Source organism: Actinophytocola sp. (assembly GCF_035762905.1).
Lineage (GTDB): Bacteria > Actinomycetota > Actinomycetes > Mycobacteriales > Pseudonocardiaceae > DASYTH01.
The window spans coordinates 63,437-88,808 of sequence record NZ_DASUCC010000111.1; the positions used below are offsets into that span (position 1 = coordinate 63,437).

At 64.9% G+C, this 25,372-nt stretch carries 13 protein-coding genes and 1 pseudogene; 8 read left to right on the plus strand and 6 right to left on the minus strand.

The features are described from left to right. Window positions 1-316 precede the first annotated feature (316 nt). The 8 genes and pseudogenes from VFV67_RS24335 to VFV67_RS24365 all read left to right on the plus strand — a co-directional run bounded on the left by VFV67_RS24335 (window position 317) and on the right by VFV67_RS24365 (window position 14,803). Entirely contained in the window at window positions 317-4,627 is a 4,311-nt protein-coding gene (locus VFV67_RS24335; protein ID WP_326472944.1) for a hypothetical protein, read from the plus strand. Window positions 4,628-4,938: 311 nt separating this feature from the next. After that, window positions 4,939-6,083: pseudogene (locus VFV67_RS24340) on the plus strand (IS701 family transposase). 1,047 nt (window positions 6,084-7,130) lie between these two features. Further along, a complete protein-coding gene (locus VFV67_RS24345; protein ID WP_326472945.1) occupies window positions 7,131-7,322 on the plus strand; it encodes a hypothetical protein in 192 nt (63 codons plus the stop codon). 340 nt (window positions 7,323-7,662) lie between these two features. Next, a complete protein-coding gene (locus VFV67_RS24350) occupies window positions 7,663-11,691 on the plus strand; it encodes a helix-turn-helix domain-containing protein (RefSeq protein ID WP_326472946.1) in 4,029 nt (1,342 codons plus the stop codon). Between the two features lie 186 nt (window positions 11,692-11,877). Further along, a complete protein-coding gene (locus tag VFV67_RS24355; RefSeq protein WP_326472947.1) occupies window positions 11,878-12,912 on the plus strand; it encodes a hypothetical protein in 1,035 nt (344 codons plus the stop codon). A gap of 167 nt (window positions 12,913-13,079) precedes the next feature. After that, on the plus strand, window positions 13,080-13,580 hold the full coding sequence (locus VFV67_RS36860) for a DUF2690 domain-containing protein (RefSeq protein WP_414636339.1): 501 nt from the start codon (window positions 13,080-13,082) through the stop codon (window positions 13,578-13,580). Window positions 13,581-13,700: 120 nt separating this feature from the next. Beyond that, a complete protein-coding gene (locus VFV67_RS24360) occupies window positions 13,701-13,937 on the plus strand; it encodes a tetratricopeptide repeat protein (RefSeq protein ID WP_326472948.1) in 237 nt (78 codons plus the stop codon). Between the two features lie 8 nt (window positions 13,938-13,945). Continuing rightward, window positions 13,946-14,803 carry an aldo/keto reductase gene (locus VFV67_RS24365; protein ID WP_326472956.1) on the plus strand — a complete coding sequence of 286 codons (858 nt, stop codon included), beginning with the start codon at window positions 13,946-13,948 and terminating at the stop codon, window positions 14,801-14,803. Between the two features lie 9 nt (window positions 14,804-14,812). Here VFV67_RS24365 and VFV67_RS24370 read toward each other — a convergent pair whose 3' ends face one another. The 6 genes from VFV67_RS24370 to VFV67_RS24395 all read right to left on the minus strand — a co-directional run bounded on the left by VFV67_RS24370 (window position 14,813) and on the right by VFV67_RS24395 (window position 24,966). Next, window positions 14,813-14,989 (minus strand): DUF6104 family protein, encoded by a 177-nt coding sequence (locus tag VFV67_RS24370; RefSeq protein ID WP_326472949.1) that lies wholly within the window; start codon window positions 14,987-14,989, stop codon window positions 14,813-14,815. 2 nt (window positions 14,990-14,991) lie between these two features. Beyond that, window positions 14,992-18,657: a multifunctional oxoglutarate decarboxylase/oxoglutarate dehydrogenase thiamine pyrophosphate-binding subunit/dihydrolipoyllysine-residue succinyltransferase subunit gene (locus VFV67_RS24375; protein WP_326472950.1), complete on the minus strand. Its 3,666-nt coding sequence runs from the start codon at window positions 18,655-18,657 to the stop codon at window positions 14,992-14,994. Between the two features lie 60 nt (window positions 18,658-18,717). After that, the gene (locus VFV67_RS24380) at window positions 18,718-22,476 is read right to left on the minus strand and encodes an ABC transporter ATP-binding protein (RefSeq protein WP_326472951.1); all 3,759 of its coding nucleotides are present in this window, start codon (window positions 22,474-22,476) and stop codon (window positions 18,718-18,720) included. 18 nt (window positions 22,477-22,494) lie between these two features. After that, entirely contained in the window at window positions 22,495-23,403 is a 909-nt protein-coding gene (locus VFV67_RS24385; RefSeq protein WP_326472952.1) for a hypothetical protein, read from the minus strand. Further along, on the minus strand, window positions 23,403-24,551 hold the full coding sequence (locus VFV67_RS24390) for an ABC transporter ATP-binding protein (protein ID WP_326472953.1): 1,149 nt from the start codon (window positions 24,549-24,551) through the stop codon (window positions 23,403-23,405). The genes VFV67_RS24385 and VFV67_RS24390 overlap by 1 nt, the downstream gene beginning before the upstream one ends. Before the next feature lie 82 nt (window positions 24,552-24,633). After that, window positions 24,634-24,966, minus strand: coding sequence for a hypothetical protein (locus VFV67_RS24395; protein ID WP_326472954.1), 333 nt, complete (start codon window positions 24,964-24,966; stop codon window positions 24,634-24,636). Between the last annotated feature and the right edge of the window lie 406 nt (window positions 24,967-25,372).

Genomic DNA, 25,372 nt, shown 5'->3' on the forward strand with positions numbered 1-25,372 from the left:
AGTATTAGCAAGGCGGTGTAGTTGCAAGGACAGTCCTCACCCGCTCTGCCGTCCGTAAAGCCAGGCGGCAACAAGCTCTTCGACCGAATCGCAACAACCTAAAGACGAACGAGTGTCGCCGTAAAGTCCTAAAGCCTTCGATGGCGGTGCGGATTATCTTAGATTCAGATACGCGGACCTCGTTTCGTTCGGGGTCGACCCTATTTCAGGTACATCATTTTAGCGATAGTTGGTCAATATGCTGCAACCCCCTCCAGTAGAAGCAGACCTGCATGCGCTAGACTTTCTTGATCTGCTCATGAGGAGGTGAGCCGCGTTGCAAGGTTGGCCGAGACAGCGGCTGGAAGAGGCCGTTGACGAGATCATGGGCAACCAGCAGGGTGATGACTCACATCCTCGCGAAAGGTTCTCGTCTGCAACGGTTGTATATGAGGTCAGTACAGGTCGATCTGCAGGCGAAGATCCAGACCCCGGCCGAATAGTCGGCGAGTTTCTCGCCGACTGCCTAAATAACGCAGAAGAGCACGATGCGGACTTTCTTGACGCTATGATGACGCGCTTAAAGTCCCTTGGAATCCGTGAGACGACCAGTTTAAAACGACACCTTAAGTCGGCCCGTGAGCTATTGGGATTCGGCGAGTACGGTGACCAAGATGTTGATAGTATTGTCGCCAAGTACCGGTCATGGCTGCCGCAAGGTGCCATAAAGAAACGTCAAGAATCAAGGTTATTCCTGCGCCTCCTTGCCGTACTGCATCAGCCGAAACTGGTTTCCCGTGTAACGGCACGTGTGTGGCAAAAAGAGATTTGGAGTCCACTTACAGTTGCCGCGCTCCACTACATGCTTGAAAACCACAATGCTCGAGCAAGAGCATTAGCCCAGAAGCTTGGACTCATATCAGCGAGCGAGCAGTCAGAGACAACGACGACAACGCAAACTCCGGTGAGTGACAAAGAACCATCGGCCAATCTGCGTCGTCTTCGCTCGCTCTCTGAGACATACTCGCAAGACTTGAACGCGGCTGCCAGCCAGTTCGATCACCGGAGTCCGACCGAGAAGAGAATTCATACACTTAGTGGCGGCCTCTACATACGTCGTTCGATACAGACTCGGCTCGTCAACAAGATCAAGCGTCTGACAGAATCGCGTGACCGCAGGCCAATCATTGTCAAAGGCGAAGCCGGTCATGGAAAAAGTTGCCTAATGTGGGCGCTCGGCGAGGACCTTAGAATTCTAGACGGCATTAGTTCAATTCTGCTCAATGCAACGTGGTTGATGCCGGATTCCAACGGTCGATCGGCGATCAGTCGTCAAGAGGTCGTGGACGCCTCTGTTGAGATTGAGAGCCGTGGGAACACGCCCGTTATTCTCATCGACACCGCAGACCTTCTCTTGCATCACGAAATCAACATCGCGGATCTAATTGCGCTATGTAGAGAACTGGACCATCAGCAGGCCGTGGTTGTTCTCACTTGCCGCCCAGAGGAAGCAGGCACTCTGGACAATCTTGAACCTGACGGTTTCGAGCTCAAATTTTACGACGACAACGAGTTGGCAGACGCGATTGAGAGGTATGCAGACACGTTCTGCCCGAATGCGGAACCTCGAGATCCGAGAGAACGAATTCGTCGTATAACGGAGCCGGTTGCGCGGGGCCTGGCACTTCGTGAAGTCTGTCGTAGTCCGCTGCTGATGCGTCTACTCTTTGAGCTTAACGCCCAGTCTGAAACGTTTCCCGAACTCCGCGAGATTGATGTCTCGACAATCTTCGACAACTATTGGGATCGTCGAATTCGTTCTGATAGGCGATTGGATCGTGGTCCATCGCATCTCTCAGCTAGTCGAGACCTGTCCGACATTACTGGCAAGATGGCTCTCGTACTCCTTGCAATGGGAAGCACTGAGGTCGAGCGAGAAGAGCTCGTCGAAGAGCTAGGGCCATTGGTGCCCGACATGACTGAAAAGGAGCTCAATCAAGCTATCAACGAACTTCTTCAGCGTTCCGTGCTCACTGAAGTCAGGTCGCCAACGAAGGCTAGGATCCGGTTCTTTCATCAGACGATGTTTGAGTACGCCTCAGCAAAGGGGCTTATTGCAAAATACAGACTTAATGCACCGTATGCGCTACTCTCGAAACTGATGGAAACACCCGAAGATCTTTTCGTCGGAGCGGTGCTGGAACAGGTACTGATCTTGCTCGGGCGAAACCGACGTTACCAGGGGGCCTTCACAAAGTCAGTTGAAGTGCTCGTAAAGAGTACCAATGTTTCACTCCATAATATAGCTCTGGCAGCCGCCGCGCACCATCCGTCACTCAGCGCTCCGATCATCACTCTATTGGAGACAGCGAAGGAGGAAACCGCCAGTCGTTATGTACAGATAGCGCCTAGCGTTGCCGACGTCGATCTGCACGAACTACTCACAAAGCTGAGAGTTGTATGGAGTCGGGAGCGATGCCGAACAGCAGTTCTAGAGACACTTGAACGACTAGCGGCTCGCGACCCTCGCCCTATTTTGACGGCAATTCGTAATTGGGAATGCGTCGACGCCGTCAGCGAGATGGGCACCGGCCGGATTAGATTTCCATCTCTTCCCCGTATTCTTGGTATGTGCGCGACGGCGGATCCAGAGTTTGCGCGATCAGGACTTCTAGATCTTTTCTATCGCCCCGGAGCAAACGGGGAGGAGGTTACGTCCGAACCCAAGGGTGAACCCGGCGGGCGCCACTATCATATCTCAATTATGAAAGTTTGCTTGCGGTATTGGCCGATACTAGCCTCGACGGACTTCATCGAAGATCTGACCGATAGGTTCTCTCAACTGCAAGGGGACGTAAATCCTGCGGCACGAGATATGCAACAAGCACTCGGTAGGCTTTTGGGAGAACACTGCTTAGAAGCTTATGCGGCATGTCTCACGCTCCCACATGCGGAGGACGCCACTTCATGTGGCATGAAGGCATGCTGGAAGAAATACGTGGAAAGTGTTATTCGAGATGTAGAAACGAATGATCAGAATTCGGTCACCAATGCGGAGCTCGTCGGTATTGGATATGTTCTAACAAAGCTCCCGCCTCGGCATTGGGCGGTTGATGTAACGCTCTCGATGTTGACGTCGATGAACGGTCAGATCGGGCCATTTGCACTGCCACGGGGTTTGTTTCTGGAGATGCTTGAACGTGAAAGTGCTGCCACTAGGGAACTCGAATCACGTCTCGCCCGAATGCTAGAAGGTCTCCCTGCAAAGAAGAACAGACCGGAACTCGGAGAGAAGCTCTGGGCGGCAGTTTCTCGACAAGGGCTTCGTAATGCTGAGCTTTCCCCGTCGCGCCTTGCCGAAATCCTTGAATGGGTCGCCAAAGCACAGCAGCAGGATATCTGGCTTAAAGCCGATGGACTAGCATGGCTTCTGGTCCCCGCAGCAATGGGTAATCATCCGATAGCGAAGGCGGCGCTTGCACGGGTTATATCTAGTCCGGCAGATGCTGCACCAGAAGCTCACGGATTGATCCGGGACCCACTTCATCATCTGGTTGCGAAGTACCCGGATACTATTGGCACCGCGGTGCACCTTGCAGTTGCTCAGCAAACGACGTCACCGCTGAATGCGATCATTGGCGCACAACGAGATGCCCTTAGTGAACTGGGCAATCCTCTTCGTGTCGCCCTCGAGCCAATGTCCGAACAGATATGGAACCTTATTCAGGCACTTCTGGCTAGTAAGAAAGGATCAGATAACCGTCATGGAACGACTCTCTGGCTGTTGCTGGAAGAGTTAAGCCTTGGTCCGACCCCGGAGCTTAGTCGCGTGAGCGACCTTCTCCGGGAAGTTATCGATTACAGAGCTCGGGGTTCGATACTTGAGATCTGCGGTAGCTTGGCGGTGAGGAAGAAGTTGCCTTTTGAGGAAGTGCAGGCACTACTTCGAGAGAGATTCCTTATCGACGGCTATCCGCCGGAGGTGCGGGCAATAGTTAAGGAGCGGAACTTTCCAGGGAAAGCGCCGAAGGGACTTTCCAAGGAGGCGCGAGACTTCGCAATCCGCGCACGAGATAGTTACGTCGGTATGGTTTGCCAACTGGGTTCTATTGATGAACAGTCAATTAAACTATACGGCCGAATGGCTGCGGCGATTCCGACGTCTAGTGACGTTTTGGGATGCCTCGGTCACGTTGTTCGGCGGCTTATCGAGGAAGCGTTCCGGCCAGTCGACGCGGCGCGGTATTTTCTTGATATCGCTCAAAGAGTTGTTCCTGATCTCCTTGGGATTCAGGCCCAAGAAGGGCAACGCGTACTATCTGAGGACAACCTTGGTAATAATCTTCGCCCTGCGATGAGAAGCGTCTTCAAGAGTAGAGATCCTCAAGCTTGCAGCCTTCTTCTGAATGCTGTCCCCAATCTTCCTGAGACTCATGCTCGTATGGTCGTAGCTTCCGCTGCGAGTGAGGCTCGTGATTTGACGTATGACCAGTTGTCCCGGCTGCTTACCTTAGGAGACAGGCTGCCGCGCGGCGTCGCTATTCAGATCGACAGTGATCGACGGAAGGTTAGTCGTTCGGTTAGTCGGATCCAGCTCGATGATATCCTGAACAATGAATATCGACCGCAACCTCCCAAAATGACATAGCCCCTCAGAAGCCCACTTCTCTTCTTTGCTTTTACCCAGGCTTTTCAGTAGACGCCTGCCCCTCGTACTCGCCACTGATTGTCGAATATATCCGGGCTGTCAGCGTGGCCACGAAGTCAACGTCCGCCTGGGTCGCTTCTTCCCCACTGTGTTTCTCCGCTGGTCAGTCGGAGCATCGTGCGAGGAGTCAACTCACACAAATCTACTTGGCGATAGCTCATACCGTTGATAGCGAATACTGCCCATGTGGAGTCATCGAGGGTTTTAGTACTGCAACGGCACCTGCTTGATCCATAGTGGATCATGGGCCTGTGGTAGTTGATCTCGTGGTCGCCGAGTTGGATCGTTTGCACGAACGCATTGCGGGTCGGTTCACCCGCTCCGAACCCCGCACCCGAGTACGGGACTACGTGTCCGGCTTGGTCGCTGGTCTGGAACGGAAGAACCGGCTGGACCCTGGCCGAGCGGGCGGGCGAGGTGTCGCCTGATGGATGCAGCGGCTGCGGCGGCGTGCGGATTGGTATGTCGAAGGGGTCCGTGACGATGTCCGGGACTATGTCGTCGAGCATCTCGGTGACCCTCAAGGCGTGTTGATCGGGACGAGACCGGGTTTCTCAAGAAGGGGACACGGTCGGCCGGAGTGCAGCGGCAGTACTCCGGCACCGCCGGACGCACGGAGAACTGTCAGATCGGCACCTTTCTGGCCTACGCCTCCCGCCACGGGCATGCCTTGATCGACCGCGAGTTGTATCTGCCGGAGTCCTGGACGAATGATCGGGACCGCTGCCGTGCAGCCGACATTCTCGACGAGGTCGGGTTCGCGACCGAACCACGCCAGTTGATCGCGATGCTGACCCGCGCCGTTGATGCCGGTGTGCCATTCGCGTGGGTGACCGCGGACGAGGTCTACGGGCAAGCCGGGTACCTGCGAGACTGGCTGGAAGACCACGATGCCGCCTACGTGCTGGCCATCCGCAGCGTGGACACGGTCACCACCACCGACACCGACCGAGTGGTCGCGGCCGAGGCCATCGCGACACTACCGACACGCGCCTGGCAGCAACTGTCGGTCGGCGCTGGCGCGCACGGCCCACGCGAGTATGACTGGGCCCGGATCCCGATTCGTGCCGCCTGGCGGTCCGGCCGAGGGTACTGGCTGCTGGCCCGCCGTTCCCTCAACCCGAACAGCAAAGGCCAGCACGAGATCGCCTACTACGTCGGTTATGGGCCGCGCCGCTCCACATTGGTGGACCTCGCGTGGGTCGCGGGCTCCCACTGGCATGTGGAGGAGTGTTTCCAGCAAGCCAAGAACGAGGCCGGCTGGACCACTACCAGGTCCGGTTCCTGGCGGGCGTGGTATGCCCACATCACCCTGTCCATGCTCGCCCTGGCCTGGCTCGCGGCGACCAGAGCCCTTGCCGCAAAGGGGGAACCGCAGCCCCCGACACCGACATGATCGGATTCACGCTATCGGAGATCCGCCGCCTGTTGATCAACCTGGTACACCGCTATCTACCCGAGCCCGAGCATGTCTGGTCCTGGTCGAACTAGCGACGCCGACGCCAGTACCAGGCCAGACTCAGCCACTACCCGCCGACGCGGCTACCCACTCGCGTAAGCGCGTTGTGTCGCCACGGGTCTCGCGGCCGCGCAATGCTTGAGGTGCGGCATGATCGACGGTGGGTTCCCACCAAGCGGATGGCCGGTCTCCTTCGAGCGGGGCACCGGTTTGAAGCCGACGCCCTCGTTGGCCAGGTTGCCGGCTATCTGGCCGCGCTGGTGGTGCGGGGGTAGGCGCGGCCCCCATTTCCACCGACCGTGCTCCACTTTCCTTCATCGCCAGCATGAGCCCAGCCGCCCAGCACAGAGCCCAGTACCCGCTGGTCAACGGCACCACGGTACCGCCGCCAGTCGGCCAACGCTGCCGGCTCCGACAGCCGACCGTGACCGGCGCCGAGTCGCGCCTCGCCCTGAGCACGCAGACCCCTACACACATGCCGGCGAGCGGGCGGTTCGGTTGGGCGGCGCTGGGGTGTATCCGGTCGGGTGGTTTGGGTGGTGGGTCCGGCTGGGGGAGGAATCGGCTTGTCGTTGGGGTTGTCGGCAGGGACATCGTGGTAGCGGTTCGAAGATGGGCAGGTCCTGTGACGGAGGGGTGGAGCGGGTGGCGACGTAGCCGGCTTAGGGGCCAGCCGGGTGGCCCTATCCGCGGGTTAGCTAGCCGCGCCCGTTTACGAAAATCGCCCGTCCGTCCCAAACTTCCATGGCCCCAGGCAGTCGCTGGTTCGGACATCCGCACCAGCGCAGCCTCCCCCACACCATCACGTCACATAACAAACGACTTCTGGCCTGCCGCGCCCACACTGCAGTCATCGCTCTCACCGGCGGTCCAAAGTCTCACCCCGCCTCTACCGACCGGCTTGTCCTCGTGGATGCACAGAAGGGCTGGGCAGCCACGTTTCGTTGTAGACGAGGTCGTCACTGAATCCGAGGCCGGTGGGCCATGGCAATGGATGGCGAGATATCCGAAGGCGTCTCGCCGGCAGTCCATGATCCGATCGCGGAGGAACGCGGCGGTGAGCATCCGGTAGCCGCCGGTGCCCGGCACATACTCGACGCCGTGTTGGGCCAGGTGAGGTCGACGGTCGAGAAGCCGGACACCGCGGGCGGCTTCGACCACGCTTACACCCAGTAGCCGGCGGTGTCGCTAGTGGGCCAGGCGCCGGCGTTGCGCAGCGGCCAGCCCATGCGCAGCCGACGGATGAGTTGCCTGTTCAAGTGGCCTCTGCAGTCGGGACGGCCTTGTAGATCGTCTCGTGGCAGACACGCCAGCTCGGCCGATCCGGCAAGCCGCTGCGTAGGTGTCAAGGCCAGCTTGATGTCCTCATAAGTGACAAATTTCGGCCATATGGAGACTCAGAAGCAGGCGACCAAGTAGGCCGATGGCGCAGGGTTACCATGTCTACATCCAAGGCCCTGTCCACAATCTGTAGATTGGCCTTGGAGAAGTGTAGTCCAAGCCTGCGGAGGCCATGGTGGACGAGGCCCGTGGTGATCCTTCTGCGACCGCCGACTCCTTGCCTGATCCGAGGATGATCGCCACACCAGAGGGCTTTGCTCGTTCGTTGCGCGTGCTTCGTAACCGGACCGGACTATCGCTGCGAACGGTGAAGCAGCAACTGGACAGAGACGGCAACGGTGACTCGGTCTCGGTGTCGACCCTCTCCGACTGGTTTACCGGGCGCCACCTTCCCACTCCCAAGCTCACTCGGGTCTTGCCCAATTTGCTATCCGTGTGTGGTGAACGTGACCCTGACGTCGTACGTGAATGGATTATTGCGCTGGAACGCGTTCGTATCTCGCCGGGACCGCGTCCCTCAGGCACGCCAGCCCCATATCTTGGTCTTTCTTCATATGCGCCGGAGAACGCCGAAGTCTTCTTTGGGCGGCGGATCCTGATTGCGGAGTTGGTGGCGCTCGCACATCGGGCCGGCCAGGCCGGGCATCCCACTATTGTGATCGGCCCCTCCGGATCGGGCAAGTCTTCGTTACTCCGAGCCGGCCTCATCCCAGAAATGTGCCATGCCAGCGAGAATACGTTGGCCCGACGTAGGTATGTTCTCCTGACACCGGGTTCCGACCCCATGGACGCTCTAGCAAATGCGATCGCTCATCTCACAGAACATTCTGCCGAGTTGATTCACAAGCAGTTGATCGACGACCCGCAATCAACCGCGCAAGCCATCAAGTCGGCGTGTGAGCCTGGCGAGCTAATACTTATCGTGGTCGACCAGTTTGAAGAATTGTTCTCGTCATGCCGCGATGAGATGTTGCAGCACGCGTTCGTACGAGCGCTCTGCGCACTAGCGAAAGTTGGTGCCGGCGAGAAACAGGAGGAGAACGAAGGCCTTCATGTACCGGCACCGGTGGTGCTGGTCGCAATTGGGATGCGCGCTGATTTCTATGCGCATGTGCTGGCCGTTCGCTTGCTGGACTCAACGGTCCAGAATGCCCAGCTCGTCGTCAGATCGATGTCCGAAGTGGAGTTGCGGGAAGCGATTACTGGGCCCGCACGGGCCGCCAACCTGAGCTTGGAGCCGGGTCTAGTCGAGTTGCTTGTGAACGACCTGGCCCCGCGTGGTCAGCGGTTGGTTGACGGTGGAGCCGCTCACGAGCCAGGGGCACTACCGCTGCTGTCGCATGCGTTGTTGACCACCTGGAGCCACACAAGGGGACGCGTTCTCACTGCCGAGGCCTACCGGGCCAGTGGCGGCATTCATGGAGCTGTTGCGCAGACGGCCGAAGCCGCGTATGCCGGGCTCCGTACGGATGACGAACGTGAGATCGCCCGCAGACTCTTCCTGAGCCTGGTGCGTACAGATGATGACATCACTGCCACCAGGCGACGCATGCCGTATGCCGACCTGCGAGACTCCTACGGACAAACCGAACCTGACGAATTTCAACAAGTCCTAGACCAGTTCATCGTCGCTCGGCTGATAACCATCGACGACGACGCCGTGGAAGTCAGTCATGAGGCTCTACTTTCCGCCTGGCCTCGGCTGCGTGAATGGCTGGATGCAGACGCAGCGTGGCGTCGTATCCACCGCAGGCTCGACGGCGCCGCCAGACATTGGAATGAATCGGACCGCAACCCGGACCTCCTTTATCGAGGTGCCGCGCTCGAAACGACGCGCGAATGGCTCGAGGGTGGCGATCGACACCGCGAACTCAACTCCATACAACGGGCTTTTCTGGACGCAAGCGTTGCCCAGCGAGCGGCCGATAAAGAACGTGCGCGTCGGCGGGTCAGGCGCCGTTATCAGGTCGCAACACTCATGGCGGTCCTTGTCATTCTAGCAGCAGGAATTGGGATATATGCTCAACAACTCAAGGCCATCGGAGATCGCGAACGCGCCCAGGCGACAGTAACCCAAGCAGAGGGCCTGTCGCGCCTTGTGGCCAGCAAGGCTGATCGGCTACGCGATCGGGACGTTCCGCTGTCCATGCAGCTCGCCTTGGCCGCCTACCGGATCGCCCCAACACCCGAGGCTCGCTCCAGCCTGCTCAACTCCACATCCGTCCCAGCGGCGACACGGATGCTGAGTCCCAGAGGCGCCGCCCACGCGGTCACGACGAACGGCAACGGAACCCTCGTAGCTGCCGCTCTCGACGGGGGTCCGATTCAGTTATGGACGCCCAGCAACGGCGAGCGGCTAGTGCGCGCCGCCGTCCTCGAGGGAGCGACCGGGACCCTGTTCTCAGTCGCCTTGAGCCGTGACGGCCGCCTGCTTGCCGCTGGTGGGCGTGACAAGATGGTCCATCTTTGGGATACAACAGACCCAGCCAAGCCCATCAAGCTGGGCGCCCTCGCGCGATCTGCGGGCGAACTCCGCTCCGTTGCGGTTAGCCCAGACGGACAGTCTGTCGCCGCGGCGGGAACAGACAAGACCGTATTCCTATGGGACGTTAAGGATCCGACACATCCCGCGCTTGCGGCGGCCTTGACGGGACCAACCGACACGGTGCGCGCGGTCGCGTTCTCTCCAGATAGCCGCATTCTTGCCGCAGGCGGCCATGATTCCGTGATCCACCTGTGGAACGTCGACGCCGCAGGCAAGCCGGCACCGCGCGGTGAACTGACCGGGCCATCGAGCAAGATCTTTTCCTTGGCTTTTAGCCTGGATGGTCACATGCTAGCGGCGGGGACTGGAGCTGAGCACAACGTCTATCTTTGGAATATCAGCGATGGCGGACTATCGCTGGCGGGACCACCACTGACCGGGCCCGCAAGTTGGGTCAATGCCGTTACCTTCAGTCCAGATGGACGACGTGCAGCAGTAGCCAGCTCCGACAATCTTGTTTGGCTGTTTGATCTACAGACGCGGCAGCCGACAATTCGACTGCCACATCCCAACACTGTCGAGTCCGCCGTGTTCCGCAACGACCATTCGCTACTTACCGTGGCCGAAGACGGGGCCGTCCGCCACTGGGCACTTCCCGGTCCAGTCATCACGGGTGCCCGTGACTCTGTGTTCAATCTTAGCTTCGATGCGGCGGGTGCGCGGCTCGCCATCGCCCCCGGTGTGTCCGACAACACCGCGACAGTCTGGAACACCACTGACCGCTACCAGCCGACGCTCGAGGGCACACCGCTGATGAACGCGCCAGACCTTGCGAAGTTCGCCGGCACCGGCGCCATAACACCCGACGGCAAGACGTACATCGCGGGCTGCATCGACGGTACTTTCCAGATCTGGGACATCAGCAACCCAGAAAGACCCTTCCTGGTAGGTGCCCCGTTTCCAGCGGCCAAGGATCTTCTCGAGTCAATCACGCCCAACAAGGACGGAAACCTCCTTGCGGTCAGTGCGGACGACAACACAGTACGCCTATTTGATATCTCCGAACGCCGTCACCCCAAGGCCCTTGGGGTGATGACGGGAACCTCCTCCGCCGGGTTCTTTTACCAGGCAGCGTTCAGCCCAAACGGTCAACTGCTCGCTGCCGCGAACAGCGATCGGCAGGTTTATCTGTACGACGTCACCAATCAGACTGCACCCAGGCTGCTGGCGACACTTGGCGGATTCGCCGACGCTGCCTACTCCGTCGCGTTCAACGCGAACGGCAACATCCTTGCCGCTGGCGGAGCGGACAATACCGTTCGGTTGTGGGACGTCAGGCATCCAGGCACGCCTCAAAGCATTGGTCAACCGCTTACCGGCCCGGTCGGCATCGTGTACTCCATCGCGTTCGACCCAAACCGAGACGTCCTAGCAGCTGGGAGCACTGATGCCACCATCTGGCTGTGGGACCTCACCAGACCACAACAGCCTGACCACATCGCGACCTTGACCGGACCCACCAAGGGTGTGCTAAGCGTCGCCATCGACCCTTCCGGCCGGAGACTTGCCGCAAGCGGTCACGATCGCACCGTCCGCCTCTGGAACACCGACCCGAACGCCGCCGCCACCTGGATATGCGATGTCGTGGGCGACCCCATCACCGCGCAGGAGTGGACACAGTACATCCCAGAGGTGCCCTACACCCCACCCTGCCCGTAACGCAACCACCAACCCGTCCGAACGTGTCCGAGAATCTCCGCTATCCCGTCCGAACCTGTCCGACGATCTCCTCCGCCCGTCGGGACCTGTCCGGCAATCCCACCAGGCATAGACGCCCACACTCGTCGCGCGCAAGTGTCGAAACGCCGCCCCCACCGGCGGCAGCAACAGATCGGAGCTAGACACATGCGCGCTAAGACTCAAGAGAACCAGATCGACCGACCGCCTGTGCCGGTCAGAGCGCGGAGCAGCACGCCCGTCCGCAACCACGCCCGCCTGACGGTCGCGATCGTGGCGGCCATCGCGCTGGCCACGGTCACGGTCACGCCACCCTCGGCGGCGGCGTACCCGGCCATCCACACCACAGCCGACGTCAATATGCGGGTTGCCCCGAACCTGTCCGGCGGCATCATCACCAAGCTTGCCACGGGGTCAACTCCGCGCATCCGCTGCGCAGCTCCCGGTCAACTGATCTACGACACCAGCGTTTGGTTCTACGTCGACCTCGACGACGGGACACGCGGCTTCTACTCCGCCTACTACTCCGACGCCGACTACACCACCTGGGCGGACCTGCAGACCAGATACGGCATCGCTCGCTGCGACCGGCCCGCGTCCACGGGCGGCGGCAGCATGTACTACCAACCACGCTACAGCCCCGGTGACCCGTTCGCGCCGTACACGACGTACACCGCCACGAAGGACTGGTGGGCGGCAGGCAACTGCGCCGCGTCGTCCGCCGACTACTGGCCAGCATCGTTCGACGGAAAGATCATCACCCGGGCAGGCGCCTGGAGCCTCGGCCGTCTCGGCGTCACCTACCTGTTCGCCGCCAACCCGACCAGGGCCAACCAGCTCCAGACCATCATCCTGTTCGACCCTGGCAACCTTGCCGACTACAGAAGCACGTGCGACCAGGCATACCCCCAGGACGGGCTGATGGCCAGTTGGCTGTCGGGAAACAGCTCCCGACGACTGCTCGTGCTCGCAGGCGCAGTCACTCGCGATAAAGACCATCCCGACTCACAGGGGCGGCTGCATCAAGGCATCCAGCAATACCTGTTCCCGGCAATTCGGGCCGCCGGCCGCTCCAGCCAGGTGCTCGTCTGCAACTACGACTCGATGCAGCACCCGGACGTGTTGCGCCACTTCTCCCACCTGATCGCCAGTGGCAGCGTCACTAGCTGCCCAGGCTCACCCAACGCCGCCTGGCACCCGTAGCGGCCAAGCCACGCCTGCTATTAGGCCGCCGAGCCGAGTCACGGCAACGGTTCACAGATTGGCTGTGGAGAACGCATATAGAACGTACGGGAGTTCAGGCAGGCTCATTCTTGGCAAGCAAATTGCCCAATTGTCCCATTCGCAATATCGGTGCAGCAGTCATATTCATGAGGAGGATTATCGTGATCCGATCTTTCGCTCGTAAGACTACTATCCGCTCACTCCTGACCGCGCTCGCTGTCGTCGCCGCAGCGGGTGGAATCACTACCGTCGGACAAACTCCGGCCTTGGCCGCTGGCTGCTACCGATCCTCGTGCAATGGGCAAGACCCGCAGAGTATGGGCTGCGGTACGGACGCCTACCCTCTCGCATCATTTACCTACACCGGTTCGAACGAGTTCCTGCGAGGTTCTTTCTTGGAACTTCGCTATTCGCCGGCATGTGATGCCGCCTGGGTGCGCACAACCAATGGCGACTGCTTCGGGATGTGGCGACCGTGTGGTTCCGTTCTCGAAGTCTCCGGCGGCACGGCACAGCAGTCAGAGCCCCATCCAGGTCAAATGTGGACGAATATGTGGTCATTCCGCTACTACGTACGGGGATGCTTCACCCTTCCCGACTGGTACAGCGGTACCTACGTCACCGACGGATGCACTTCTTGGAAGTAACGCTCTGAGTTGCTAGTGAGCCACCGGCGGCGCCAATCGCGGGACAGGCACGTGCCGGCATAGGCGATGATAGTGTTGCCGAAAACAGGAGGCTCCGGATTACCGGAGTCTCCTGTTGATTTGGCTGAGGAGATCGCCCGCCATATCCACCACAGCCTCGGAGAAGCCCGTGCCCTGGAAGGCATCGGCCGCACCTGCCTCCAACACGGCGACACCATCACCGGGCTGTCCCACCTGCGGCAGGCCCTGGACATCTACCGGCACCTCGGTGTACCCGAAGCCACCCAGGTCGACGCCGACCTGACCACTCCCACCCCGAACCACAGCCCGGCTCGGGTCACGGAACTCCCGGAGTGAATCTGTAGATCTTCGACACCGCGAACGTCTACGGCCGGGAGAAGGGCAAGGGCGTCACCGAGGAGATCATCGGACGCTGGTTCGCCACCGGTGCCGGCCGGCGGGAGCGGACCGTGCTGGCCACCAAGGTGTACGGCAAGATGGGCGACTGGCCGAACGAGAACCGGCTGTCCGCGTTGAACATCCGGCGCGCCTGCGAGGAGTCGCTGCGCCGGCTGCGGACCGACCACATCGACCTCTACCAGATGCACCACGTGGACCGGGCGACCCCGTGGGAGGAGATCTGGGAGGCCATGTCGGTGCTCCGGCAGCAGGGCAAGATCCTCTACGTGGGCTCGTCCAACTTCGCCGGGTGGCACATCGCCGCGGCGCAGGAGGCGGCCCGGGACCGGCACCTGGTCGGGCTGGTCAGCGAGCAGTCGCTGTACAACCTGCTGTCCCGGTGGGTGGAGCTCGAGGTGCTGCCCGCCGCGCGGCACTACGGGCTTGGCGTCATCCCCTGGTCGCCGCTGCACGGCGGGCTGCTCGGCGGCGTGCTGCGCAAGCAACGCGACGGCGGCACCGCACGCAGCACCGCCGGCTGGGAGGCGCGCGAGCTGGACCGGCACCGAGAAACCCTTGAGCGCTACGAGAAGCTCGCCGCCGACCTCGGCGAAGACCCGGCCGTGCTCGCGCTCGCCTGGCTGCTGCACCAGGACGGCGTCACCGGCCCGATCATCGGCCCGCGCACCCCCGACCAGTTCACCGCGGCCCTGCGCGCCCTCGAGATCACCCTCGACGACACCACCCGCACCAGCCTCGACGAGCTCTTCCCGCTCCCGGGCCCCAACGGCACCAAGCCCGCCCCGGAGGCCTACGCCTGGTAGCCGGGCCGGCTACTCGTCGTCCTCGTCGTCGCGGGCCAGGTAGGTGGCGAGGCGGTCGATGGCGGTTTCGTAGGTGGGGTTGAGGTCGACGAAGGTGCGCAGGCGGGCGGTGAGCCAGGAGAAGGTGAACTCCTCCTGGCCGCGGCGGGACTCCAGCTCCTCGAGGCCTCGGTCGGTGAAGTACATGGTCAGGAGAACGCGCGGTCGATGATCTGGCGTTGCTCGATCTCGTGGACCTTGCTTGAGCCGGCGGACGGGGCGGACATGGGGCGGCGGGAGACCCGGGTGATGCGCGGCATGTCGGGGAAGAGCTCGGGGAGGATCAGACCGTAGAACGGCCAGGAACCCTGGTTGGCCGGCTCCTCCTGAACCCAGCGGTAGTGCGTGGCGCCCGCGTAGTTCTCGAAGATCGCGGCGATCCGCTTCTGCGGCACCGGGTAGAGCTGCTCGACCCGCACCACCGCGGTGTCGGTGGCGCCGATCTTCTCCTTCTCGGCGGCCAGCTCGTAGTAGAGCTTGCCGGAGACGAAGAGGACCTTCCTGATCCCGGCAGGATCGGACACGGTGGGGTCGTCGATGATCGAGTTGAACCGGCTGTCGCCGATGAACTCCTCCACCGCGCTCACCGCGGCCTTGTTGCGCAGCATGGACTTCGGGGTGAAGACCACCAGCGGACGCTGCACCCCGTCCAGGGTGTGCCGGCGCAGCAGGTGGAAGTAGTTCGCCGGGGTGGACGGCACCGCCACGGTCATCGAACCCTCGGCGCACAGCTGCAGCCAGCGCTCGATCCGGCCGGACGTGTGGTCTGGACCCTGCCCCTCGTGGCCGTGCGGGAGCAGCACCACCACATCGGAGACCTGGCCCCACTTGGCCTCGCTGGACGAGATGTACTCGTCGATCACCGACTGGGCGCCGTTGACGAAGTCGCCGAACTGCGCCTCCCACAGCACCAGCGCGTCCGGGTTGGCCACCGAGTAGCCGTACTCGAAGCCCAGCGCCGCGTACTCGGACAGCGCCGAGTCGTACACCAGGAACCGGCCCTGCTCCGGCGCCAGGTTCTGCAGCGGCGTGTACTCCTTGCCGGTGTGCCGGTCGATGATCACCGAGTGCCGCTGGGTGAACGTGCCGCGCCGGCTGTCCTGCCCGGACAACCGAATCAGCCGCCCCTCCAGGTTCAGCGAGCCGAACGCCAGCAGCTCGGCGAACGCCCAGTCGATCCCGCCCTCCCGGGCCATCTTGGCGCGCCGCTCCAGCACCGGCTTGACCCGCGGGTGCGGCGTGAAGCCCTCCGGCAGGTTGACGTGCGCGTCGGCGATCCGCTCGACCGCGTTGCGGGTGATCGCGGTCGCCACCTTGGCCGGCGCCTGCTGCTCGGACTCCACCGACGGGCTGGGCGCGACCGGGTGCTTCTCCAGCTCACGCACCTCGTTGAACACGTGCTCGAGCTGGCTGGAGAAGTCCCGCAGCGCCTTCTCGGCCTCCTCGACGGAGATGTCGGCGCGGCCGATCAGCGCCTCGGTGTAGGTCTTCCGCACGCTGCGCTTGGTGTCGATGATGTCGTACATCCCGGGCTGGGTCATCGACGGGTCGTCGCCCTCGTTGTGCCCGCGCCGCCGGTAGCAGACCATGTCGATCACGACGTCCTTGTTGAACGTCTGGCGGTAGTCCATGGCCAGCGCCGCCACCCAGTAGCACGCCTCCGGGTCGTCGCCGTTGACGTGGAAAACGGGCGCCTGGATCATCTTCGCCACGTCGGTGGCGTACTGGCTGGACCGCGAGGCCTCCGGCGCCGTGGTGAAGCCGACCTGGTTGTTGACGATCACGTGCACGGTGCCGCCGGTGCGGTACCCGCGCAGCAGCGCCAGGTTCAGCGTCTCGGCCACCACGCCCTGGCCGGCGAACGCCGCGTCGCCGTGCATCGCGACCGGCAGCACCGAGAACCCCGTGCCGCCCTTGTCCAGCAGGTCCTGCTTGGCCCGGACGATGCCCTCCAGCACCGGGTCCACGGTCTCCAGGTGCGACGGGTTGGCGGTCAGCGTGACCTTGGTCTCACCGTCGCCGAACATCCGGAAGTACTTGCCCTCGGCGCCGAGGTGGTACTTCACGTCGCCGGAGCCGTGCGCCTGGCCCGGGTCGAGGTTGCCCTCGAACTCCTGGAAGATCTGCGAGATCGGCTTGCCGACGATGTTGGCCAGCACGTTGAGCCGGCCCCGGTGCGGCATCCCGATGACCACCTCGTCCAGCTCGTACTCGGCGGCCTTGTCCAGCACGGTGTCCAGTAACGGGATCACCGACTCGCCGCCCTCGAGCGAGAACCGCTTCTGCCCCACGTACTTGGTCTGCAGGAACGTCTCGAACGCCTCGGCCGCGTTGAGCTTGGACAGGATGTACTTCTGCACGGCCTGCGGCGGCTTCTCGTGCCGGACCTCCACCCGCTCCTGGATCCAGCGGCGCTCGGCCGGGTCGAGGATGTAGGTGTACTCCACGCCGACCGTGCGGCAGTACGAGTCGCGCAGCACGCCGAGCACGTCGCGCAGCTTCATCCGGTCCTTGCCGGCGAACCCGCCGACCGGGAACTCCCGGTCCAGGTCCCACAGGGTCAGCCCGTGCGAGAGCACGTCGAGGTCCTCGTGCTTGCGCTGCCGGTAGTTCAGCGGGTCGGTGTCGGCCATCAGGTGACCGCGGGTGCGGTAGGCGTCGATCAGCCCGATCACCCGGGTGGTCTTGTCGATCGCCCCCTCGGGGATGTCCTCCACCCAGCGCACCGGCTCGTACGGGATGCGCAGCGAGGTGAAGATGTTGTCGTAGAAGCCGTCCTCGCCGAGCAGCAGCTGGTGGATGCGGCGCAGGAACTCGCCGGACTCGGCGCCCTGGATGATCCGGTGGTCGTAGGTCGAGGTCAGCGTCATGATCTTGCTGACCGCCAGCTCGACCAGGGTGCGCTCGCTGGTGCCCTGGTACTGCGCCGGGAAGTCCATCGCGCCGACGCCGACGATCGCGCCCTGGCCGGGGGTGAACCGGGGCACCGAGTGGTTGGTGCCGATCGTGCCGGGGTTGGTCAGCGAGATCGTGGTGCCGGTGAAGTCGTCCGCGGTCAGCGCGCCGTTGCGGGCCTTGCGGATGATGTCCTCGTAGGCCTGCCAGAACTGGCTGAAGCTCATCCCCTCGCAGCCCTTGATGGAGGCCACCACCAGGTTGCGGCTGCCGTCCTTGCCGGGCAGGTCGATGGCCAGGCCCAGGTTGACGTGCTCTGGGGTGACGATGGTCGGCTTGCCGTCCACCACCGCGTAGTGCCGGTTCATGTTCGGGTACGCGTCCAGCGCCCGGACCACCGCGTAGCCGATCAGGTGGGTGTAGGAGACCTTGCCGCCCCGGGTGCGCCGCAGATGGTTGTTGATCACGATGCGGTTGTCCGCGATCAGCTTCGCCGGCACCGCGCGCACGCTGGTCGCGGTCGGGATGGTCAGCGAAAGGTCCATGTTCTTGGCGATCACGGCGTTGGCACCGCGGATCGGCTTGACCTGGTCACCCTCGCTGATCTTCACGATGGGTGCGGCGGGCGCCGCAGGCTGCTGCGGCCGGGCCGGGGCGGGCGCGGCGGCGGGGGCCGCGGGCGGCGCCGGATCAGGACGGGTGGTCCTGGTCACCTGGCCATTCGTGCTGTCGTCCGCCGCGCTCCTGGCCTTCGTGGTCGCCACGCCCTGGCTCACGGCCCGCGGCGTCGGCTTGTAGTCGGCAAAGAAGTCGTGCCACGCCGGGTCCACCGATGACGGGTCGGCGAGGAACTGCTCGTACATCTCCTCGACGAGCCACTCGTTCGGACCGAACTGTGACGCGGGACTGCTGGTGGACACGGCCGGAAATCGCCTCTATCCATATCGAACTCGTACCTGAACGCTGTACCACCTAACAGGCTATCTCTCCTGGCGAGCTGGATGTGACCCAACGGTTGCCACCTCATCGGGGTCTGTTCCGTATCGCCAGAGTCGGGCATACCGCCCGTCGGCGGCCAGCAACTCCGCGTGTCCGCCGACCTCGACGATCTTGCCACCGTCCAGCACCACGATCCGGTCCGCCCTTGCCGCCGTGGCCAGCCGGTGCGCGACCACGAACGTGGTCCGCCTGCGGGCCAGGTTCTCGCTGGCGGCCAGCACCACGGCCTCGGTGGCCGGGTCGAGCGCGGCGGTTGCCTCGTCGAGCAGCAGCACGTCCGGGTCGACCAGGGCCGCCCTGGCCAGGCCGACCAGCTGACGCTGCCCGGCGGACAGGCCCTGGCCGCGCTCGCCGACCTCCTGCCGGAAGCCGTCGGGCAGGCTGGCGACCACGGGCAGCGCGCCGACCGAGCGGACCGCGGCCTCGATCTCGGCCGGCGGCGCGTCCGGCCGGCCGTAGCCCACGTTCGCGGCCACGTCCCCGCTGAACAGGTGCGCCTCCTGCGGCACGACGCCCAGCCGCTGCCGGTAGCCGGACAGGTCGTAGTCGCGCAGGTCGACGCCGTCCACCAGGACCGCGCCCGCGGTCGGGTCGTAGAACCGGGCGATCAGCTTGACCACGGTGGACTTGCCGGCACCGGTCGCGCCGACCAGGGCCACCGTCTCGCCCGGCGCCACCCGAAGCGACACGCCGCGCAGCGCGGGCGCGTCGGATCCCGGATAGCTGAACGACACGTCGCGCAGCTCGACCGCGCCGGCCACCGGCACCGGCACCGGCACCGGGTGCTCGGGCGGCGCCACCGAGGTGGGTGTGCGCAGCAGGTCGGCGATCCGCCGCAGCCCCACCCTGGCCTGCTGGTAGCCGTCGAACACGCCGGAGAGCTGCTGGATCGGGGCGAAGAACAGGCCGAGGTAGAGCAGCAGCGCCAGCAGCACGCCCGGGGTCAGCTCGCCGACCGCGACCCGGTGCGCGCCGACGGTCAGCAGCGCCGCCTGGGCCAGCCCGCTGAGCAGCGCCACGAACGGGAAGAACGTCGCCACGTAGCGCTGAGCGCGCAGCCGGCTGCGCCGATAGGCGTCGCTGCGCTCGGCGAACACCCGGGCCGACTCGTCCTCCCGGGTGAACGCCTGGGCCACCCGCAGCCCGGAGACGTTCTCCTGCATGTCCGCGTTCACCGCGCTGACCCGCTCGCGGGCCTCCGTGTAGGCCGCGGAGGACAGCCGCTGGAAGATCACGGTGGCGGCCACCAGCAGCGGCAGCACGGCCAGCGCCACCAGGGTCAGCGGGACGTCGGTGAGCAGCATCGCGATGATGATCGCCAGCACGGTGAGCAGGCTGGTGACCGCGCTGACCAGCCCGGTCTGCAGGAACGTGGACAGCGCGTCCACGTCGGTGGTCATCCTGGTCATGATCCGGCCGGCCAGTTCGCGCTCGTAGTAGTCGAGGCCGAGCCGCTGCAGGTGCGCGTAGCTGCGCACCCGCAGCAGGTAGAGCAGCCGTTCGCCGATTCTGGCCGTGACCACGGTGCTGATCCTCACGGTCAGCCAGCCGAACCCGACCAGCACGACGCCCACCACGGTGGCCACCAGCAGCGCGTCGGCGTTGCCGGTGACCACGCCCTCGTCGATGCCGTGCCGGAACAGCGCCGGCAGGCCCATGGTCATCGCGGTGTCGGCGATCAGCAGCAGCCCGACCGCGATCATCGCGACCCGCACCGGCCGCAGCAGCCGGCGCAGCCGGAACCCGGGGTCGGGCGCGGTCGGGTCCTCGCCCTTCAGGTCGGGCCGCTCGGTGGCCGGCGGCAGCGCGCGCACCTGGGCGAGCAGCTCCGGGGTCGGCGGCAGCGCCCCGAGCACGCCCTCGCTCATCGCGCCGCGGCCGACGGCGGCGGGGATCCGGGGCCGCGCCCGGGCCGGGTCCCGGTCGTCCGCTTCACCCGGCCACAGCGCGGCCGTGACGCCGTCGGGCCCGGGCACCAGGTTGTCCGCGGCGCGCCGGGTCACGTCCTCGATCGCCTCACCCGGCCCGGCCAGCAGCGCCCGGTACAGCTCGCAGCGCGCGGTCAGCTCCGCGTGCGTGCCGGTGTCCACCACCCGGCCGCCGTCCAGCACCGCGATCCGGTCGGCCAGCGCCAGCGTCGAGCGCCGGTGCGCGATCAGCAGCGTGGTCCGGTCCCTGGTGACCGCGCGCAGCGTGTCGTGGATGGCCGCCTCGGTGGCCACGTCCACCGCAGACGTGGCGTCGTCGAGCACCAGCACCTTCGGATCGGACAGCAGCGCCCTGGCCAGCGCCACCCGCTGCCGTTGCCCGCCGGACAGGGTCAAGCCGCGCTCGCCGACCACGGTGTCGTAGCCGTCCGGTAGCTCCAGCACGAACTCGTGCACCTGCGCGGCCCGCGCCGCGGCCAGCACCTCGGCGTCGGTGGCCTCCGGCCGGCCGTAGGCGATGTTCGCCCGGATCGTGTCGGAGAACAGGAACGCCTCCTCGAACACCACGCCGACGGTGCGGCGCAGCGAGCCGAGCCGCAGCTCGCGCAGGTCCACCCCGCCGATCCGGACCGCCCCGGCGTGCACGTCGTAGAACCGGGGCAGCAGCAGCGACACCGTCGACTTGCCCGATCCGGCCGTGCCCACCAGGGCGAGCGTCTCGCCCGGCGCGACCCGCAGCGACACCCCGGCGAGCACCGGCTCGCTGCGGGTGTAGCCGAACGTCACCCCGTCCAGCTCGACCGCCGCCGGTCCGGGCGGGACGTCCACCGCGTCCGGGGCGTCGGTCACGTCCGGCTGGGAGTCGATCAGCTCGTACACCCGCTCCACCCCGGCCCGGGCCAGCTGCGCGTTGACCAGCAGGCCGGCCAGCAGCCGGGTCGGACCGACCAGGTTGGCCACGTAGGACGCGAAGGCCAGGAACGTGCCCAGCGTGACCTGCCCGTTCATGGCCAGCCAGCCGCCGAGCGCGAGCACCGCGACCTGCCCGATCGCCGGCATCGCCACCATCGTCGCCGAGGTCCGCGAGGTCAGCCTCGCGGCCCGCATCCGCTCGGCGAACAGCGAGCGGGCCGCCCGCTCCAGCCGGGCGACCTCACGGGTCTCCTGGCCGAACCCCTTGACCACCCGCACCCCGGTCACCGTCTCCTCGACGTGCTGGGCCAGGTCGGCGGCGCGCTGCTGGGCCGACCAGGTCGCCGGGAACAGGGTGATGCGGCTGCGCGCCGCGACGATCGCCACCACCGGGGTCACGACCAGGGCGACCACGGTCAGCAGCGGCGAGAGCCACAGCATCGCGGCCAGCGCGGCCATGGCGAACACCACCGTCCCGATGGACAGCGGCACCATCATCAGCAGCGCCTGCACCAGTTGCAGGTCGGTGATCGACCGGGACACCACCTGCCCGGTGCGCAGCGCGTCCTGCTTGCCGCCGTCCAGCCGCTGCACCGCGCCGAACACCTGCTGGCGCAGGTCGTGCTGGACGTCCAGGGCCAGCCGGCCGCCGACGTACCGGCGCACGAAAGCGGTGCCGAAGGTCAGCAGCTCCATCGCCACCAGCCCGGCGATCAGCCAGCCCAACCCGTCGGTGTGCCCGGCGACCGCGTCGTCCACCACGAACTTGACCATGATCGGACCGGCCGCCTGGAAGCCGACACCGACCACCGAGGCGACGACCGACAGCACGACCAGCCTGCGGTGCCGCCAGCACGCGGCGGACAGGCGACGGATCCAACCTGGGGAGGGCTCTGGCACCCCGCCAGGTTATGCAAGTCAGGTGATGTCGCGCCGCTGGTTACGGAGCAGCCCGGAGACGAAGAAGATCATCGTCCAGAACACGAAGATTCCGCCGCTGACCAGCAACGAGTACGCACCCGGCGCGCCGGCGAAGGCCCGCACCGCCCGCTCGAAGTCGTCGATCGTCTCCTCGGTGATCAGATCCGCTCCGCCCGTGGCCACCACCAGGTCCTGCACCTGCTGGAACAGCAGCGCGCTCGCGGTCGAGCCGGTCAGCCCGTTCGCCGACCCGTTGGGCATCCAGCCGGCGAGATGCGAGCCGTCGGTCACCCCGGTCAGGATCAGCTCGCCGAACGGCCCCACCAGCAGCGCGTACACCAGCAGCAGCACCAGCGCGCCCACCGGCGAGCCGAGCAGTGCACCGACCCCCATGCCCAGCAGGGTCCACAGCACGCACGAGACGATCCCGGACACCAGCACCAGGAACCAGTCGCCGGCCGAGGGCAGCAGCGACTCCTTGGAGCCGATCAGCGTGCCGAGGCTGGCCGCGCCGGCCACCACGACGCCGTAGATCAGGCCCCACAGCACGTAGGTGACCGCCTTGGCGCCAAGGACCGAGGCCCGGCTCGGCGCGGTCAGGAAGCTCGTGGTGATCGTCTTGCGGCTGATCTCACTGGACAGCGCCAGCGCCCCGAACACCATCGGGAAGATCGTCGCGATGTTCATGCTTCTGGTCAGCGCCAGGATCGACCAGGACATCTGGTCCAGCGTGACGTCCGCCTGCTCGAAGATGTCCGAGTTGGAGATGTCGTCGACGATGTCGGTCACCAGCGCCGCGACGCCCCACGCCCAGCCGGTGGCGAGCAGCACCGCCGGCACCAGCAACGCCCACCACAGCTTGGTGGTGAGGATCTTGCGGAACTCCGCCTTGATCAGGTTGCCCATCAGGCCTGGCCTCCCCATCCGCCCGGACCGGGCTGCTGCTGCTGGTGACCCTGCTGCGGCTGCGGTCCGGTCGGCGGCGCCCAGCCCTCCGGCGGGGTGCCCGGTCCGCCCGGCCCGGCCGGCACGGCGTAACCCTGCGAGGGCTGCTGGTAGCCCGGCGGCGGGCCGTAGCCGGGTGGCGGCGGCCCGTACCCGGCCGGCGGCACCGGCGGCAGCTGCCCGTAGGCGGCCTGCTGCGGCGCGGCGAACTGGCCGCTGGTCAGCCGGAAGAACAGCTGCTCGAGGTCGGCCCGCTCCTCCTGCACCCCGTACAGCGCCACCCCGGCCTTGGCGGCCAGATCACCGATCTGCCGCACGGTGGCGCCGACCACGGCGATCTTGCCGTCCGGTGTCGGCTGGATGCCGTCGATCCCGGCCTCGGTCAACGCGGCCACCAGCTTGTTCGGGTCGGCCGGCTGGACGAGGACCCGGGTCTGCTGGGACTGGCGCAGGTGCTCGAGCGAGCCGTAGTACATGGTCTGGCCGCGGCTGATGATCACCACCTGGTCGATGGTCTGCTCCACCTCGGCCAGCAGGTGACTGGAGATCAGCACGGTCCGGCCGCTGTTGGCGAACGCCTTGAGAAAGGTGCGCAGCCAGGCGATGCCCTCCGGGTCGAGGCCGTTGGCCGGCTCGTCGAGCACCAGCACCTGCGGATCGCCGAGCAGCGCGGTGGCCAGCGCCAGCCGCTGCTTCATGCCCAGCGAGAACGAGCCGGCCGAGCGTTCGCCCACCGCACTCAGGCCGACCAGGCCGAGCACCTCGTCCGCCCGCTGGTCCGGCATCCCCATCGCGGCCGCGTAGACCAGCAGGTGGTTGCGGGCCGAGCGGCTCGGGTGGAAACCCTGCGCCTCCAGCACCGCGCCCACCACCCGGCCAGGGTTGCCGAGGTGGCTGAACGGCTGGCCGTTGATCGTCGCGTAACCGGCCGTCGGGTTGACCAAGCCGAGCAGCATGCGCAGGGTCGTCGTCTTGCCGGCGCCGTTCGGCCCCAGGAAGCCCGTCACCGAACCGGGTTCCACCTGAAAGCTCAGATTCTGCACCGCGGGAATCTGACCGAAATGCTTGGTCAGGTTTTGCACCACGATGCGGCCACTTCCGTCGTGCACGGAACTCCTCCTGGTAGCCGGCATCTCGTGGCGACATCTTGCCTCATGGTCAGCGCCCGATGTGCCGGTACCGGGGAGTTCGTCAGTGGCCGCGCCCGCCGAGCACCCTGGCCAACCGGCCGAGCGGCCCGGTGCGCCGCGCCCGCGGCACGCCCTCGCCGATCAGCTGCTCGTGCGCCATCCGCCAGACCTGACACGGCCACCGGCCGCGGACCCCCGCCGGGCACGCGCCGCACCGGCCGTCCTCGTCGCGCTGGTGCACGGTGAGCAGCAGCCGCCAGCCCTCGGCCATCCGGTTGATCTCCCTGCGGGCCAGCGGAAGCAGTGTGCTCGGATCGTCGTGCCCCACGGTCCGGTCCAGCCCGTCCAGCCAGCACAACACGGCGTCACGTACCGGTTCCGGCGTTTCCGTCACGTCCAGCCATCGGCGCCACCGGCCGGAAACCACACCCTTTGCCGAGTTTCTCACTCGATAGTGCGGCCTTCTGGTGGACAAGTAAATCGAGACTCGCCCACCCCAACTACAGCGCCAACCGACACAACGGCTTAAGCTGTGCGTGGCGGCCCGCTCCCAGTGACCCCCAGGCTGGTTGAGCGGGCCGCCCCAAATCCGCCCCCACCTGTCCGCGGAGAGCGCGGACCTGGGGTTTGGGGGTGTCTTCTGGGGGCCAAGCCCCCAGACCCCCGGCCGGGGGCGGGCCCCCGGACCCCCCTTGTGGTCTTTTGCACCTTGGGAATTGCGTGGGCGGGGGCGGCAGTTTGGGGTGGGGGACCGGCAGTTTGCGTGCGGGGGTTGGGTGTGCTCGTGGGGTGGTCTGCGG